The sequence below is a fragment of the Corallococcus silvisoli genome, from assembly GCF_009909145.1.
In the GTDB taxonomy this organism is placed as follows: domain Bacteria; phylum Myxococcota; class Myxococcia; order Myxococcales; family Myxococcaceae; genus Corallococcus; species Corallococcus silvisoli.
In genome coordinates, this window is sequence record NZ_JAAAPJ010000005.1 from 67,673 (window position 1) to 83,312 (window position 15,640).

Consider the following 15,640-nt stretch of genomic DNA (forward strand, 5'->3'; position numbering starts at 1 on the left):
TGCGCCGCGCCGCGTCTAGCGGGCCAGCCCCAGCCGCCGCCCCACCTTGCGGAAGACGGCGCCTGCCTCCGGCACGCCGAGCAGGGCGGAGACCGCGAAGTAGACGACCCCGAACGGCACCGCCGTCGCCGCCAGCCCCAGCACCGGGTGCAGCCGGGGCGGCACCAGCAGTGCGCCGCCCCACTCCGCGGCCACCCCGGGCATGGGGCCCAGGAGGGCGGTGAGGCCCTGCTTGACCGCCAGCGCCACGAGCCCGCCCACCGCCGCCGCGCCCCACAGCCGGGGCAGCAGCCCTGGCGGCAGGCCCACGGGCCCCACCCTCGACTTCAGCTTGCGGCGCAGGAGGGTGGTCTCCACCCAGGCCACGATGCCGCTGGACAGGGTGAGGAAGGCCGCGCCCAGCTCGCGAGGCAGGCCCAGGCGCTCCGGGAGCCACAGCGCCAGGAACCAGGCCTTCACGGTGCCCAGGGCCACGCGCACGACGGCGTAGCGCAGGGGCGTCTTCGGATCCTTCAGCGCGTAGAAGGCGGAGGCGTAGAGCCGGCCCACGGTGGAGGCCACCAGGCCCACCGCCGCGCCCATCAGCAGGTACCAGAGGTAGCGCGAGTCCGCCGCGCCGAAGCGGCCCGTCTGCAAGAGCGCGCCACTCACGAGGTCGCCCAGGAAGAGCAGCGCGGCGGCGGACGGCACCACCCAGAAGGCGATGCGCCGCGAGCCCGCGTCGATGCGGCTTCGCAGCTTCGCGTGCGCGTCCGCATCCCCTTCCGCCGTGGCGCGCGCCATCTCCGGCAGCTCCGCGGCGGACACCGCCATGCCGAAGAGGCTCACCGGGATGAGGTAGATGGTCTGCGCGTAGAGGAGCGACGACAGCGCGCGGTTGGAGATGAGCGACGCGAAGGCGGTGTCCACCCACGCACTGAACTGCACCACGCCCCGCCCCAGCACCACCGGCCCGAAGTTCTTCAGCACCTGGCGCACGGAGGTGCTCGCCAGCGACAGCACCGGGCGGAAGCGGCCCAGCAGGCGCAGCACCGTGGGCACCTGCACCGCGAACTGGAGGAAGCTGCCCAGCACCACGCCGTAGGCCAGCCACTCCGTCAGGGCCTCCTCGGCAGCGCGGCCCCCGGACGCGTACCGGCCCCCCACCGCCAGCAGCGTGGCGATGATGACCAGGTTCCACACCACCGGCGCCAGGTACGACAGGAGGAAGCGCCGGTGGCTGTTGAGGATGCCCAGGCACCAGGCGCTCAGCACGAGGAAGCCCGTGCCGGGGAACAGGACGCGCACCAGCCGCACGGCCAGGTCCCGCTCGTTGCCATGGAAGCCCGGCGCGATGAGGTCCACGAACAGGGGCGTGGCCAGCATGCCCAGCGCCACCATCACGCCGGTGGCCAGGGCCAGGAGCCCGAACACCGCCCCCGCGACCCGGTCCGCCTCCTCCGCGTCCTTCTTGCCCAAGAGCTGGGCGTAGACGGGGATGAAGGAGCCCGACAGCACGCCTTCGCCAAAGAGGTTCTGGAGGAAGTTGGGGATGCGCAGCGCGGCCTTGAAGACGGCGGCGGCCTCCGCGTTGCCCAGGTAGTGCGCGAAGACGCGCTCGCGCACCAGCCCCATCAGCCGCGACGCCAGGATGCCAATGCCCACCAGCATCGCGCCCCGGCCTCCCGCGCGTTCGGTCATGGCCGGTGGGGGAGCGGCCGGGGTGGCGGACGAAGGCGGCGAGGCAGGGGCAGGGGCGGTCACGAAGGGGCGGACTCTACGTCCGGCGTTCTTCGCCTTGCAGCAGGAAACCCTTCGACCGCTGTTTCACTTGACGGTGCCCCCACGGGTTGCGAGGGTCCGCCCAATGGCCGGAAAGTCCGACACCGAGCGGTCCGACGTCGCGCGCATCCGCGCCGTGCTGGCACGCGAGCTGGAGACCATCAACGAGTACGAGGCCTTCGCCGAGGACTCCTCCAACCCGGAGGTCCGCGCCTTCTTCCTCCACTTGGCGGCGGAGGAGAAGGAGCACGTGTCCGAAGCCACCCACATGCTCCGGATGCTCGACAAGGGGCAGGACGCGCACTTCGCCAAGCCCTTCGTCCCCGGCCACTTCCAGTCCGCCATGGGGGGCGCCTCCTCCGAGCCGGCCGGGCCCGGCGAGGAACCCTCGCCCGCGGTGTCGCACGCCCCTCCCACGGTGGGCCGCATCGCCGCCGAGCCGCTCACGTCCCTGCCGCCCCAACGCCTCATCTATGGCGTGCCCGCGCCGCCGCCTTCCGCCAACAGCCACCCTCTGACCGTGGGCACCCTGCGCCGCGGCGGCGGAGGTGGTGGTTCCGGTGGCGGCCGCTGAAGCCTTCGCAGCGTTCTTTTCCCTCCCCTCCTCTGCCGCTCCCGTGACGGAGACACCGATGCCTGATTTTCTTGGACATGCCGAGAACCCGCTGCGCGAAGAGGAATGGGCGCGCCTCAACGAGACGGTGATCCAGGTGGCGCGCCGGTCGCTGGTGGGCCGCCGCATCCTGGACATCTACGGACCGCTGGGCGCCGGCGTGCAGACCGTGGCCTACGACGAGTTCCAGGGCGTGTCCCCGGGCGCGGTGGACATCGTCGGGGAGCAGGAGACCGCGATGGTCTTCACCGACGTGCGCAAGTTCAAGACCATCCCGATCATCTACAAGGACTTCCTGCTCCACTGGCGGGACATCGAGGCGGCGCGCACGCACAACATGCCGCTGGACGTGTCCGCCGCCGCGGGCGCCGCCGCGCTGTGCGCGCAGCAGGAAGACGAGCTCATCTTCTACGGCGACCAGCGCCTGGGCTACGAGGGCCTGATGACGGCCAACGGCCGCCTCACGGCCACGCTGGGGGACTGGACGGCGCCGGGCGGCGGCTTCCAGACCATCGTGGAGGCCACGCGCAAGCTCAACGAGGCCGGCCACTTCGGGCCGTACGCCGTGGTGCTGTCGCCCCGGCTGTACTCGCAGCTGCACCGCATCTACGAGAAGACGGGCGTGCTGGAGATCGAGACCATCCGCCAGCTGGCCTCCGACGGCGTCTACCAGTCCAACCGCCTGCGCGGCGAGTCGGGCGTGGTGGTGTCCACCGGCCGGGAGAACATGGACCTGGCGGTGGCCATGGACATGGTCGCGGCCTACCTGGGCGCCAGCAAGATGAACCACCCCTTCCGCGTGCTGGAGTCGCTGCTGCTGCGCATCAAGCACCCGGACGCCATCTGCACGCTGGAAGGCGCCCTCCCCTCCGCCTCTCCGGCGGGCCGCTAGTCGCTTTGCGCACGGAGTCCCATGGCGAAGGTCCTGGTCATCGATGACGAAACGAACCTGCGCAAGGTGCTGGCCGCCCTGCTGCGCCGCGACGGGTTCGACGTCACCGTGGCGGAGAACGGCGAGCAGGGCCTGGCCGAGTTCCACAAGAACGGCGCGGACATCGTCGTCACCGACCTGGTGATGCCCAAGCTGGGCGGCATGGAAGTACTCGCCGCCGTGCGCACCGCCAACCCGGACGTGCCGGTGATCATCATCACCGCGCACGGCACCGTGGACTCCGCCGTGGAAGCCATCAAGGCGGGCGCGTTCGACTACATCACCAAGCCCTTCGATCAGGCGGAGCTGTCCTCCGTCGTGGCCAAGGCGGCCAAGACGAACGAGAGCGCCAAGCGCTCCGTGCGGGCGGATCACAAGGCCCGCTCCGCCATCATCGGCGAGTCGCCCGCCATCCAGGACGTCTACAAGATCATCGACAAGGTGGCGGACACGCCCTCCACGGTCCTCATCACCGGCGAGAGCGGCACGGGCAAGGAGCTCATCGCCACCGCGCTGCACGGCGCGTCCAGCCGCCGCGACAAGCCGTTCATCAAGATCAACTGCGCCGCCATCCCCGCCACGCTCCTGGAGAGCGAGCTGTTCGGCTACGAGAAGGGCGCCTTCACCGGCGCCGTCACGTCCAAGCCCGGCCGCTTCGAGCTGGCCGACGAGGGCACCCTCTTCCTGGACGAGATCGGCGAGATCCCCGTCGAGATGCAGGTGAAGCTCCTGCGCGCGCTCCAGGAAGGCGAGTTCGAGCGCGTGGGCGGCATCAAGACGACGCGCGTGAACGTCCGGCTGGTGGCCGCCACCAACCGCGACCTCCAGGCGGAGATCGAGGCGGGCCGCTTCCGCAAGGACCTGTACTACCGGCTGGCCGTGGTGCCCATCGTGCTGCCCGCGTTGCGCGAGCGCCGCAGCGACATCCCGATGCTCGCCCAGCACTTCGTGGACAAGTACAACCGGCGCCTCCACAAGAAGATCGAAGGCATCGCCGACGACGCGCTGGCCCTGCTCCAGGCCTACGCGTGGCCGGGCAACATCCGCGAGTTGGAGAACCTCATCGAGCGCGTGCTGCTCTTCGCGGACGGGCCCCTCATCACCTCCAAGGACCTGCCGGAGCCGGTGCGCGGCGGAGCGGGCGTCCAGGCAGGGGCTTCGGTGGGCGCCTCGCTGGGCACGCTGGACGTCCCCGTGGGCGAGGTGGGCCTCAAGGACATCGTGCGGATGAAGGCCGCGGAGCTGGAGCGGGACCTCATCGTCAAGAAGCTGGAGGAGACCGGCGGCAACGTCACCCGCGCCGCACGCCTCCTGCAGATCAGCCGCAAGTCGCTCCAGACGAAGATGAAGGAGTTCGGCCTGCGCGACACCACCCCGGACGGTCAGGAAGACGGCCCGGACGAGTAGCCCCGGGCGCCGAAATATCGCCGTTTCGCCGGCGGTTTCGGGCCCGCGTACCTTCTTACCCTCAGGGAGTCTGAATGCGGCCGAATCTTCCCACCCTCGGTGGCCCACCGAAGCGCAATCCCTTCGGACCGGTGGTTGCCGTCTCCGTCATCCTCGGCGCGGCCGCGGGTGGCGTGTGGTGGTGGAAACAGCGCATGGCGGACGTCCCCATGGATGTCGCCTCCCAGCCCGCCGCCCCGGTGGACGCGGGCACCGTGGCGCAGGCCCCGGTGGCGCCGCCCGCGGCCACCGACCCGGTGAAGGCCGCGGGCATGGAGCGCGCGTCCATCCGCATCGAGGGCCCGCTGGAGACCGCGCTCGTCCAGGCTTCCGATTCGACCGTGGGCCCCGCCCTGGCCCAGGTGGTGACGCGCACGCTGGTGTGGTGGGTGCGTGTACCCGGGGAGATCCTCCGGGGTGACACCCTGGACGTGCTCTACCAGCGCCGCCCCAGCGAGGAGCCGCTGGTGTACGCGGTGCGCTTCGTGAGCGGCAAGACGGGCCAGACGCACCGCGCCTACCGCTTCCAGGCTCCGGGTGAGACGAGCTCCCACTACTACCTGCCGAGCGGCGATGAGCTGGAGCTGCGGATGGAGCACTCGCCCATCGACACCTACGAGCAGATCACCTCCCTGCTGCGCGACGGCCGGGGCCACAAGGGCGTGGACTTCCGCGCCCCGGTGGGCACCTCCGTCCGGGCTCCGTTCGCGGGCGTCGTCAAGCGCAAGAACTGGAACTTCGGCAGCAACGGCAACTGCATCGAGCTGGTGGAGTCCGGAGGCAAGGGCCGCCGCGCCCTCTTCCTGCATCTGGCGGAGCTGCCCCGCGCCGTGCAGCCCGGGATGCGCGTGTCGGCGGGCCAGGTGCTGGCCCAGAGCGGCAACACGGGCCACTCCTTCGCCCCGCACCTGCACTACCAGCTGATGACCGGGGACGACCGGGTCCTGGACCCCTTCGACCAGCACAAGACCTTCCGGGCCAGTCTGGCGGCCGCCCACAAGGGGGCCTTCGACACCGAGGTGCGGCGGCTGGACGGGCTCCTGGGGACACCCGTGGCGGGCAAGTAACGACCACCCATTTCTTGACACTCCTCCGACGGCACGGCTAGCTGGCAGGCTCTGGGCCGTGGGTCGTCGGAGGTTGTGGATGCACAGGTTTCGCGCCGTCATCGCCGCGCTGACGCTGGGCGTGCCTTTCGCCGCCAGCGCGGCGGAGATCACCCGGATTGCTTCCTCCTTCGAGGATGATGATCCGTTCGACCTCTTCCTCGACGTCGGCTTCGAGCGCTCGCAGACGCGCGCGAAGATCGTCCGCGAGCAGCTCCCCGGGAGCGGCTCGTCGGTCCGGGAGGTCAACGAGCTCTGGTACAAGGGCGTGGACGCGCGGCTGAACCTGGGCGTCTCCTTTGGCCTGTGGAAGGACCTGGAGTTCAGCTTCAAGCTGCCCATCGTCTTCCAGCAGAACGAGTCCTGGGACTTCGTGTCGGGCACGAACCAGGACAACTCCACCATCGTCAACAGCTGCTTCAACGCGGACGGGTCGCCCTACTCCCCCGAAGGCTGCGTGGGCCGCCTCTTCTCCGTCCCCCAGGAGAGCTACCGGGGCGGGCTGGGCAACGTCCACTTCGGGCTGGCGTACGCCTTCTTCAACCAGCTGAAGGACGACACCAAGCCCACGTGGATCATCGGCATCGACTACGAGGCGCCCACCGCCAAGCAGCGCGATCCGAGCGTGGACAACACGGACCCGGACGGCGATCGCGGCAACGTGGGCGACCGCGTCCACAAGTACCAGCTCTACACGTCCTTCTCGCGGCGCATGGGCGTGGCGGATCCGTACTTCAAGGCCTACCACACCATCCCGGTGCGCGGCCCCAAGGCGTACTCCAACTGCGACCAGGCCGGCACGAACCCCGGCAACCTGGGCGCCCCGGGCAACTGCTTCACCGGCCCGTGGGATCGCCAGGAGACGGGCATCCACTCCCCGTCGCAGACCGGCCTCCTCTTCGGCATGGAGCTGGTGCCCTTCGAGAGCACCGCCAAGTCCCAGAAGGTCGCGTTGGATCTGCGGCTGATGGGCAACTACGTGGGCCGCGGCCGGTACTACAACGAGCTGACCTCCGCGCTGCGCAAGCTGCTCACGTCGGAGGACTACTTCCAGGTGGGTGGGCAGATCGGCATCACCGCCCGCGCCGCCGAGGCCTTCACCATCCGCGCCTCCGGCAACTTCCTCTACAACACGGACCACCTGCTCACGACCGAGGCCCTGGGCAAGGACCTCAACGGCGACGGCATCGTGGACTCGAACCCGGGCTCGCCGGAGCTGAACCCCACGTTCGACTGGCGCTACGACACGGTGTCCCGCCGCTTCCGCGCCATCCAGAGCACGACGTTCCGCTTCGACCTGGGCGCGAGCTTCAACTTCTGACAGGCCCCGCCTGGAGCAGCGGGGGGGGCCCTGCCCTACCGCTGCTTCAGCCCCAGGCCCAGCCGGTATACCTCCTGGCCGGGCCACCCCGCGCGACGCGCCAGCTCCGTGCTCAGCGGCTTGAGCTTCTCGCCGCGAGCGAGGCCCGACTCCAGCGCGCGGCGCACCTCGTCCTCGCTCCAGCGCTGTTCGCCCGTGCGGCCCTCCACCAGCACCACCACCTCGCCCCGGGTCTCCTCGCCCGCGTAGCGCGCGACGAGGGTGGACAGCGGCCCCCGGACGAACTCCTCGTGCAACTTGGTCAGCTCGCGCGCCACGCACGCGCGGCGGTCCCCCCAGGCCTCCTGGAGGTCGGCCAGCGTCTCGCCGAGTCGGCGCGGGGATTCGTAGAGGACGCAGGTGGCGGACAGCGGGGCCACCTCGTCCAGCATGGCGCGGCGCTCCGGCCCCTTGCGCGGCAGGAAGCCCAGGAAGTGGAAGCGGCCGGTGGGCAGCCCCGACGCACTCAGCGCCGCCACCAGCGCCGTGGGCCCGGGCACCGGCTCGACCTTCAGGCCTCGCTCCAGGGCCTCCGCCACCAGCTTCTCGCCAGGGTCGCTGATGCCAGGGCTGCCCGCGTCGGTGATGAGCGCGCAGTCCTCGCCCGCCTCGATGCGGTCCAGGATGCGTCCGGCGCGCTGGCCTTCCGCGAAGGCGGGCAGGCTCACCAGGTCCTTCCCCCCGATGCCGAAGTGATCCAACAGGATGCGGGAGTGCCGGGTGTCCTCGCACGCGAGGAAGCCCGCGGAGCGCAGCGTCTCCAGGGCGCGGGCGGTGACGTCCCCCAGGTTCCCGATGGGCGTCGCCACGAGGTAGAGCGTTCCAGCCAAGGACGGATTCCTTTACATGCCGGCGTCGAAGGCGGCGGGGATGTGTTCCAGCCGGGCATGCTCGCCCTGGCCCACGACGGAGATGACATCGAAGCGCACCATGCGCCCGTCGATGCCGTTCTGAAAGAGATAGTGCAGCGCGGCCTTCACCACCCGGCGCTGCTTGGCGAAGGACACGGTGTGCGCCGGGTCGCCCCACACGGCCGAGGAGCGCATCCGCACCTCCACGAAGCACATGACGTCGCCCTGCTCCGCGACGATGTCCAGCTCCCCATGGCGGCACGTCCAGTTGCGCGCCACCACCCGGAAGCCCTGCGACTCCAGCAAGCGCACACCTGCCGCTTCCGCCACGTCCCCCACGTCCCGCCGCGTCCCCATTCCGCCCCCGCCGCCCGCCCAACCTCCGGCGGCGGCTAGACGTTAACGGAGCCGTCCGACATCTGGGCGAAGCCAGGGTGCGCGGTGACGTGCAGCACCTGCGTGAGCGTGCCCAGGTGCTTGAGCATGCGCGCGACGAGGGGCAGCTTCGCCTCCTCCACGCCCGTCAGCACATCGTCGAGGATGAACGGCCGCTTCACCCGGGCGCACGTCTTCTCCACCACCGTCATGCGCAGCGCCAGGTAGTAGAGGTCGATGTCCTTGGGAGGCAGCTCCCCCACCGGGATGCGGCTGTTCTGCGCGAGCAGGAAGGCATTGCCGTCGCGGTCCCACTCCACGCCCTGGTAGCGGCGGTCGGTGAGCGCGGTGAGGTACTGCACGCAGCGGTCCTTCATGAGGGCCTGCACCGACAGCATGTCGGAGGTGAGCACGTCCGCGGCCTGCGACAGCACCAGCGGGGACGGGTCCTCCAGCGGATCCACCGGCACCGGGGCCTGGCCGGGCGCCGCGGCCACCTGCACCGGAGGCGCCTTCGCCAGCGCGATGGACTCCTTCAGCCGGGACAGCTCGCGCTCCACCTCGCGAAGGTCACGCACGTAGGTGCCCTTGGCGGTCAGCTCCGCGTTGAGTTCCTCCTGCTGCGCGCGCAGGTCCTGTCCGTCGCGCAGCGCGGCCTGGTACTCGGCGGAGGCCTCGAACTCCTCCAGTTGCGTCTGGAGCTCCCCCAGGCGGATGCCGAGCAGGTCCTTCTGCTCCAGCGCCGGGAAGATCTCATCGAGCGACTCCACGTTCAGGGCCTTGAGCGCCATGCGCACCGGCGCGTCCTCGATCTCGAACTCATCGAGGATCTTCTTCAGCCGCGCGTCCTTGCGGTTGTCCTTGGAGCCCCGGCGGGTGGCCTTCTGCAGGTCGTCCACGTAGCGCAGCGCCATCAGCGCGGACGTGCCGAACGCGGGGATGTTGAGCAGCGCCAGGTAGCGCCACGTCGGCGGGCCAATGGTGAAGCCCAGGCCCACGCTGAGCCCCATGAAGAGCACGCCCGCGCCCAGCCCGCCCCAGAAGTACCGGTTCTGGGTGAGCGGCGGCACCTTCAGCGTCGCGTCCTCCAGCTCCGGATCGCGGTCCGTCTCCAGCCGAGCCAGCGCCTCGTCCCGCCGCGCCACGGCCTTCGGGTGCCGCTTCACGCGCGACAGGATGTCCTGAGGCAGGCCCAGCGACTCCGGAGTGGGCGCCCCACGCCAGGCGGTCTCCGCATCCGCGATGGCGGCCTTGAGGCCCTCGCTGCCCTTGAGCTTCGAGTCGGCTTCGAAGATGAGCGACGACAGCTCATCCACCTTGAACTGCAGCTGATCCACCGCCTTGGAGGTGATGAGCTCCTTCTCCAGCACCTTCACCTTCGCCTCGGCGGCCGGGAGGTCCTCCGCCGGCAGCACCTGGACGGCGGCCGCCAGCGACGGCGCGGGGGCGCCCTTCGCGGCGGCGGCGGCGGCCTTGGGCGTGCTCTTGCGGGGCCGGCGCGACGGCAGCATCACCAGTTGGAGGCAGTACACCTGCTCGAAGGTGGTGCGCGGCGGCAGGCCCGCCTGACCGCGCAGGTACTGATTGATCTCCGACGTGTCGGTGGACACCAGCTCCGGCTGCGTGGTGGCGGGGTTGAGCCGGTGCAGCGAACCCGAACCGCCCAGCTCGCGCAGCACCCGGTACGTCATCCCGTCCTGGCCCACGAACGTGAGCGCGGCCTTGCCCGAGCGCCCGGCGGACCCCACCAGGCTCGAGTCCCCACCCCGGCCATCCGCGAACAGCAGCGACAGCGCCACGTTCGCCAGCGGCAACACGTCCGCCGTCGGCGGCTTGAGGATGAGGTACCCCGTCTTCAGCGGGAAACGCCCTGCGGGTGAGAACCCGCGGACATTCTGGATGGCGACCTCGACGAAGTGCATGGCGGGAACAGTCTAGCCTGAACGAAAAAAGGAGCGTCCAGTGGCGGACGCTCCTTCTCGCACGCGGCCGCGAAGGCCGCGAGAGGGTTTCTGAGGACCTACTGGCCCTTGGCGGCGGCCGCGGCGGCCTTGGCGGCGGCGCGGTCCGGATCCACCTGCACGTCCACGCGCGAGGCCTTGCCCTTCAGGTCGCGGAGGTAGAACAGGCGCTTGCGGTTCACGTCGCCGCGGGTGAGGACCTCGATCTTCTCGTAGCGCGGGCTGTGGATGGGGAAGATGCGCTCCACGCCGACGCCGAAGGACATCTTGCGCACGGTGAAGGTGGCGCGGTTGGTGCCCTTGGTCTTGCGGATGACCACGCCCTCGAAGGCCTGCACGCGCTCCTTCTCGCCTTCCTTGACCTTCCAGTGGACGCGAACGGAATCACCCGTGCGGAACGCGGTGATGTCCTTGCGCAGGAACTTGTTTTCGACGTGCTCGATGAGACTGCGGCGCATAACGGACTCCAGAAAGCGGAACTTGACGCGTAGGACGCGTGGAAAGAGCGGGCCGTCCTAGCAGAGACCGCCGGGACGGACAAGCCTGCAACGAAGGGTTCCGCGAGAACGCGCAGGGTTACAACGCTTCTTCGTCCCTGGCGAGCAGTTTCTGATCCGCCTTGCCGAACTCCAGCCGCGAATACAGATCCGGACGCCGGGCCTGGGTGAGCTTGATGGCCTTCCACCGGCGCCACCGTGCGATCCGTGCGTGATCGCCGGACTGAAGGACGGCGGGCACCTCGGCGCCCCGGAAGACAGGCGGCCGGGTGTAGTGCGGGTGCTCCAGCAAGCCCTCCTCGAAGCTCTCCGCCACCGAGGAGGCCTCGTTGCCGAGCACGCCCGGCACCAGCCGCGCCACGGCGTCCACCACCGCCATCGCGGCCACCTCGCCGCCGGTGAGGACGAAGTCCCCCAGGGACAGCTCGCCGTCCAGGAACGGCATCACCCGCTCGTCCACGCCCTCATAGCGGCCGCAGACGAGGATCAGCCCCGCCTCGTGCCGCGCCAATTCGCGCGCGGTGGCCTGGGAGAACGTGGGCCCCCGAGGGCTCATCAGGAGCGCCTTCGCCCCGGGCATCCGAACGCGCGCCGCTTCAATGGCGGCCACCAGCGGCTCCGGCTTCATCACCATGCCAGCGCCGCCGCCATACGGCGCGTCGTCGGTGACGCGGTGCTTGCCCTCGGCGTAGTCGCGCACGTCGGTGAGCGTGACGGAAAGCAGCCCCTTCTCCTGGGCCTTCCCGAGGATGCTCGCGCCCAGGTAGCCGGACACCATCCCCGGGAACAGCGTGAGGACCTCCACGGGGTAGCTCACCCGCCGTCTCCGTCGCCGGAGCCCCAGGGGGGACCTCCAGGTCCGTCCGCCTCCAGATACTCCGGGGGACGGATGACGATGCGCCCGGCGGGAACGTCCACCGTCGGCACGAACTCGTCCGCGAAGGGCACCACCAGCTCCGGACGCCCCTTCGCGCGGATCACCAGGTTGGGCACCTCGCCGGTGGCCCAGACCTCCTCCACCGTGCCCAGGGACACCCCCTGCTCATCCACGGCGTGGAGCCCCACGAGGTCGCCCTGGAAGAACTCGCCCTCCTCGGGCGGCTCCAGGTCCTCGCGGTAGACGAACACCTTCGCCCCCACCAGCGCCTCGGCGGCGGTGCGGGACTCGACGCCCTCGAAGCACAGCAGGTCTTCCTTGTTCGCCGGGCGGAAGGCCTCCACGGCGTACTCGCGCTCCTCACCGGAGCGCAAGCGCAGGCGGACCCGCTCGACGGTGCCGAGCGTCTCCGAGGCGGGGTCGAAGCTGCGGACCGCCACCTCGCCCCGGAGCCCGTGCGCACGGGCCACGTAGCCCAACTCCAGACACGGGTGCGCGCTCACCGCGCGGCGTCCGGAGCGGACGGCACCGGCGGGGAACCCGGGGTGCGCCGATCATCGAGGATCTCCAGGCGGACCTTCTGCCCCTGCTTCTGGGCGGCGGCGTTGAGCAGCGTCCGGAGGGCGTTCACCGTGCGCCCATCACGTCCGATGACCTTGCCGACGTCCTCGGGGGCGACCTTCAGCTCATAGAGCCGGCCGCCTTCCGCCTCGGAGATGCGCAGGGTGACCTGGTCCGGTTGATCGACCAGGGCCTTCGCCAGATACGTGAGCAGCGGCTCCACGTCTTGTCCAGACGGGGGCGTGCTCAGGCGGTGGTCGCCGGGGCCTGCTTCTTCGCCGTCTTGATCAGGTCCGCGACCGTCTCGGAGGGCAGCGCGCCGCTCTTCAGCCAGTAGTTCAGCCGCTCCTCGTTGAACTGCACCTTCGCGGGGCTGTGGTTGGGGTCGTAGGAACCGACCTGCTCCAGGAACTTGCCGTCGCGGGGGCTGCGCGAGTCGGTGGCAACCACGTGGTAGTACGGCATCTTCTTGGCGCCCGCGCGGGCAAGACGGAGGACAACGGCCATGGAACGCTCCAGCGAAAACGTGTGACTTCTACGGTAACAGGCGAGGGGGGCGCTCTTAGCGCCCCGGCAACAGGATTGTCAAGGAAGCTCGGGTGCTTATGTCACGTCGGGACTTCCGCGGCCGCCTCGCCCCGATTGGCGAGCTGACCGCAGGCTCCCGCGATGTCCCGACCCCGGTTCTTCCGGATGTACGCCGCGACGTGCGCTTCGGCAAGGATGGCGCGGAACTCCTCCGCCCGCTCCTCGCCCGTGGTCTGGAAGCCCAGGCCGGGGTTCTCATTGTAGGGGATGAGGTTCACCTTCGCCGGGATGTCGCGCAGCAGCTCCTTGAGCCGGTGCGCGTCCGCGTCGCTGTCGTTGAACCCCTTGAGCAGCACGTATTCGAAGGTGATGCGCCGCCCCTGGCGGAGCGGGAACTTCCGGCACGCGTCCAGCAGCGCCGCGATGTTCCACTTCCGGTTCACCGGCATCGTCTGGCTGCGCTGCTCGTCCGTGCTGGCGTTGAGCGAGATGGCCAGCTTGACGTCCGTCTCCTGGCCGAAGCGCTCGATCATCGGCACCAGGCCCACGGTGGAGACGGTGATGTGCCGGTGGCTGAAGTTGGGTCCCTCCTCCGACTGGAGGATGGCGAGCGCCGTCTTCAGGTTCTCGAAGTTGTGCAGCGGCTCGCCCATGCCCATGAACACCAGGTTCGTGAGCGGGCGGAGCGTCTCCAGGTTCTCGTTGCGGCGCACCTCGCGGTTCACCGCGTGCACCTGGGCGACGATCTCCCCGGGCGTGAGGTTGCGCTTGAGGCCCAGCGTGCCCGTCATGCAGAAGGAGCACGCCATCGCGCAGCCCACCTGGGTGGACACGCACAGCGTCTTGCGGTCCTCCGCCGGCATGTAGACGGACTCGATGAAGCGACCGTCCCGCGTCTTGAAGCGGTACTTGATGGTGCCGTCGATGCTGCGCTGCTCCAGGTCCTTCACCAGCGGGACGATCTCCGCCTGGACCTTGAGCTTCTCGCGCAGCGTCTTCGACAGGTCCGTCATCTCGTCGAAGCTCGTGGCTCCGCGCTGATGCAGCCAGCGGTACAGCTGCGCGGCGCGGAACGGGCGCTCGCCCAGCTGCTCGCTCAGGAAGAGGGCGAGCTTCTCACGCGACAGGCTGGCCACGTCGACCAGCTTCGCGGGTGCCGGCACCGGGAGGGGCTCGGTGACAGGGAGGACGGTGGCGGTAGGCTCGGACATCGTTCAGTCGGGGCTAACGGAAGGCAATGCGCCGTGCTTCCCACAAGAAGGCACGGCAAGTCAAAGGAGTGCCCGCCCCCTGCCCTGCCTACCCCTTCGCGTCGTGGTGCTCGGCGACGCCGCGCTTCCAGTAACCCGACACCCGCATCCAGCCCTTGTTCAGACCGCGCTCGTTCACCAGGTGTTCCCGGATGGACTTGAGCGATGTGGACTCTCCGGCCACGAACACGAACCCGTCCCCGGCCGGCTGCGTCCAGGCCCGGAGCGCGTCCTCCAGGTGCTTCGTCGTGCCCGCCTCCGCGGCGCCCCGGTGCAGCCAGGTGAGCTTCACGTCCGCCTTGCTGACGATGGGCTGCTCCTCCGCCGCGTCCGCGACCTCGATGAAGGCGAAGGCGCGCTTCCCCGCCGGCAGCTCCTCCAGGCGCCGGGCGATGGCCGGCAGCGCGCTCTGGTCGCCCGCGAGCAGGTACCAGTCGAAGTCGTCCGCCACGTCGTGGGTGCTGCGAGGCCCCCCGATGCCCAGGAAGTCGCCGGGCTTCACGTTCGCGGCCCACAACGACGCGGGGCCCTCTCCATGAAGCACGAAGTCGATCTCGAGCTCGCCCGCCTTCGCGTCGAACCGGCGCGGCGTGTAGTCGCGCGACGCGGGCTTCGCGAGCCCCTCCGGCATGACCAGCCCGTTGGGCCCCACCACCGGCATGTTCGGCTTCTTCACGCCGGGCTCCGCGAAGAAGCACTTCACGTGATCATCCGCCCCCGGCGAGGAGAAGCCCTCCAGCTCCGGGCCCCCCAGCGTCACCCGCACCATGTGCGGCGACAGCCGCGTCACCCGCAGGACCTCCAGCAACCGCAACTTCACCGGGAACGGCCCCCGACGGGCCACGCGCTCCGAATCGCCGCTCATGCGCTCTTCCTTGCCGATAGTGATTGTCATTATCGGTAGCAAGGACCGTCCGGGAGAGCAACCGGATACGACTGAGGGTGGCGGCCGGGCAGGCGGTGGAAAAGACGGCGGCCCGGGCCTGCGCCTTTCGAAGGGGCGCGGGCTCCGGGCCGGAGTCCTGCTCACCCGCGCGGTGGCGGGTGGACGGCAAGGCCTAGTAGGCCTGGATCTCGGTCGCGCGGAAGAAGTACGCGATCTCGTTCTTCGCGTTCTCCAGGCTGTCCGAGCCGTGCACCGTGTTCGCGTCGATGCTGTCCGCGAAGTCCGCGCGGATGGTGCCCTTCTCGGCCTTCTTCGGATCCGTGGCGCCCATGAGGTCGCGGTTGGCGAGGACGGCGTTCTCACCCTCCAGCACCATCAGGACCACCGGGCCGGAGATCATGAAGGCGACCAGGTCCTTGAAGAAACCCCGGGCGCTGTGGACCGCGTAGAAGCCTTCCGCTTCCTTCTGGGAAAGCTGCTGCAGGCGGATGGCGACAGGCGTCAGGCCCTTCGCCTCGAAGCGGGAGATGATCTGCCCGACAACGTGCTTCTTGAGACCGTCCGGCTTGATGATGGACAGCGTGCGCTCGATGGCCATGGTGTTTGAATCCTCGTGTGTGTTCGCGGGGATGAAGCT

General features: G+C 69.8%; 17 protein-coding genes. 5 read left to right on the plus strand and 12 right to left on the minus strand.

What is annotated here, in order from left to right; all coding sequences use genetic code 11:
- Positions 1-15: 15 nt before the first annotated feature.
- The gene (gene murJ / locus GTY96_RS09230) at positions 16-1,680 is read right to left on the minus strand and encodes a murein biosynthesis integral membrane protein MurJ (protein ID WP_235685496.1); all 1,665 of its coding nucleotides are present in this window, start codon (positions 1,678-1,680) and stop codon (positions 16-18) included.
- A 166-nt stretch (positions 1,681-1,846) separates the two neighbouring features.
- Between murJ and GTY96_RS09235 the strand changes: the two genes are divergently transcribed.
- The 5 genes from GTY96_RS09235 to GTY96_RS09255 all read left to right on the plus strand — a co-directional run bounded on the left by GTY96_RS09235 (position 1,847) and on the right by GTY96_RS09255 (position 7,178).
- Positions 1,847-2,335: a ferritin family protein gene (locus tag GTY96_RS09235; protein WP_143900635.1), complete on the plus strand. Its 489-nt coding sequence runs from the start codon at positions 1,847-1,849 to the stop codon at positions 2,333-2,335.
- A gap of 58 nt (positions 2,336-2,393) precedes the next feature.
- Positions 2,394-3,266, plus strand: coding sequence for an encapsulin nanocompartment shell protein EncA (gene encA, locus GTY96_RS09240; protein WP_143900638.1), 873 nt, complete (start codon positions 2,394-2,396; stop codon positions 3,264-3,266).
- Positions 3,267-3,287: 21 nt separating this feature from the next.
- Positions 3,288-4,712 (plus strand): sigma-54-dependent transcriptional regulator, encoded by a 1,425-nt coding sequence (locus tag GTY96_RS09245; protein ID WP_143900640.1) that lies wholly within the window; start codon positions 3,288-3,290, stop codon positions 4,710-4,712.
- Between the two features lie 74 nt (positions 4,713-4,786).
- Positions 4,787-5,818 (plus strand): peptidoglycan DD-metalloendopeptidase family protein, encoded by a 1,032-nt coding sequence (locus GTY96_RS09250; RefSeq protein WP_143900642.1) that lies wholly within the window; start codon positions 4,787-4,789, stop codon positions 5,816-5,818.
- Positions 5,819-5,897: 79 nt separating this feature from the next.
- A complete protein-coding gene (locus GTY96_RS09255) occupies positions 5,898-7,178 on the plus strand; it encodes a hypothetical protein (RefSeq protein WP_143900644.1) in 1,281 nt (426 codons plus the stop codon).
- A 35-nt stretch (positions 7,179-7,213) separates the two neighbouring features.
- Here GTY96_RS09255 and rsmI read toward each other — a convergent pair whose 3' ends face one another.
- The 11 genes from rsmI to ndk all read right to left on the minus strand — a co-directional run bounded on the left by rsmI (position 7,214) and on the right by ndk (position 15,601).
- Positions 7,214-8,047 (minus strand): 16S rRNA (cytidine(1402)-2'-O)-methyltransferase, encoded by an 834-nt coding sequence (gene rsmI / locus GTY96_RS09260; RefSeq protein ID WP_143900647.1) that lies wholly within the window; start codon positions 8,045-8,047, stop codon positions 7,214-7,216.
- A 12-nt stretch (positions 8,048-8,059) separates the two neighbouring features.
- Complete coding sequence (locus GTY96_RS09265) at positions 8,060-8,425, minus strand: YraN family protein (RefSeq protein WP_161664504.1); 366 nt, start codon at positions 8,423-8,425, stop codon at positions 8,060-8,062.
- A gap of 35 nt (positions 8,426-8,460) precedes the next feature.
- Positions 8,461-10,365 carry an ATP-binding protein gene (locus GTY96_RS09270; RefSeq protein ID WP_161664505.1) on the minus strand — a complete coding sequence of 635 codons (1,905 nt, stop codon included), beginning with the start codon at positions 10,363-10,365 and terminating at the stop codon, positions 8,461-8,463.
- Between the two features lie 98 nt (positions 10,366-10,463).
- Positions 10,464-10,862, minus strand: coding sequence for a 50S ribosomal protein L19 (gene rplS / locus GTY96_RS09275; protein WP_143900653.1), 399 nt, complete (start codon positions 10,860-10,862; stop codon positions 10,464-10,466).
- Between the two features lie 118 nt (positions 10,863-10,980).
- Complete coding sequence (gene trmD, locus GTY96_RS09280) at positions 10,981-11,718, minus strand: tRNA (guanosine(37)-N1)-methyltransferase TrmD (protein ID WP_143900655.1); 738 nt, start codon at positions 11,716-11,718, stop codon at positions 10,981-10,983.
- Positions 11,715-12,281 carry a ribosome maturation factor RimM gene (gene rimM / locus GTY96_RS09285; RefSeq protein ID WP_161664506.1) on the minus strand — a complete coding sequence of 189 codons (567 nt, stop codon included), beginning with the start codon at positions 12,279-12,281 and terminating at the stop codon, positions 11,715-11,717. The genes trmD and rimM overlap by 4 nt, the downstream gene beginning before the upstream one ends.
- On the minus strand, positions 12,278-12,562 hold the full coding sequence (locus tag GTY96_RS09290) for a KH domain-containing protein (protein ID WP_143900659.1): 285 nt from the start codon (positions 12,560-12,562) through the stop codon (positions 12,278-12,280). Before GTY96_RS09290 ends, rimM begins: the two co-directional genes overlap by 4 nt.
- A gap of 23 nt (positions 12,563-12,585) precedes the next feature.
- Positions 12,586-12,846 carry a 30S ribosomal protein S16 gene (rpsP, locus tag GTY96_RS09295; RefSeq protein ID WP_014397299.1) on the minus strand — a complete coding sequence of 87 codons (261 nt, stop codon included), beginning with the start codon at positions 12,844-12,846 and terminating at the stop codon, positions 12,586-12,588.
- A 101-nt stretch (positions 12,847-12,947) separates the two neighbouring features.
- A complete protein-coding gene (gene rlmN, locus GTY96_RS09300; protein ID WP_143900661.1) occupies positions 12,948-14,078 on the minus strand; it encodes a 23S rRNA (adenine(2503)-C(2))-methyltransferase RlmN in 1,131 nt (376 codons plus the stop codon).
- 88 nt (positions 14,079-14,166) lie between these two features.
- Entirely contained in the window at positions 14,167-14,982 is an 816-nt protein-coding gene (locus tag GTY96_RS09305) for a siderophore-interacting protein (protein WP_161664507.1), read from the minus strand.
- Positions 14,983-15,175: 193 nt separating this feature from the next.
- Entirely contained in the window at positions 15,176-15,601 is a 426-nt protein-coding gene (ndk, locus tag GTY96_RS09310) for a nucleoside-diphosphate kinase (RefSeq protein WP_143900665.1), read from the minus strand.
- Positions 15,602-15,640: the final 39 nt, after the last annotated feature.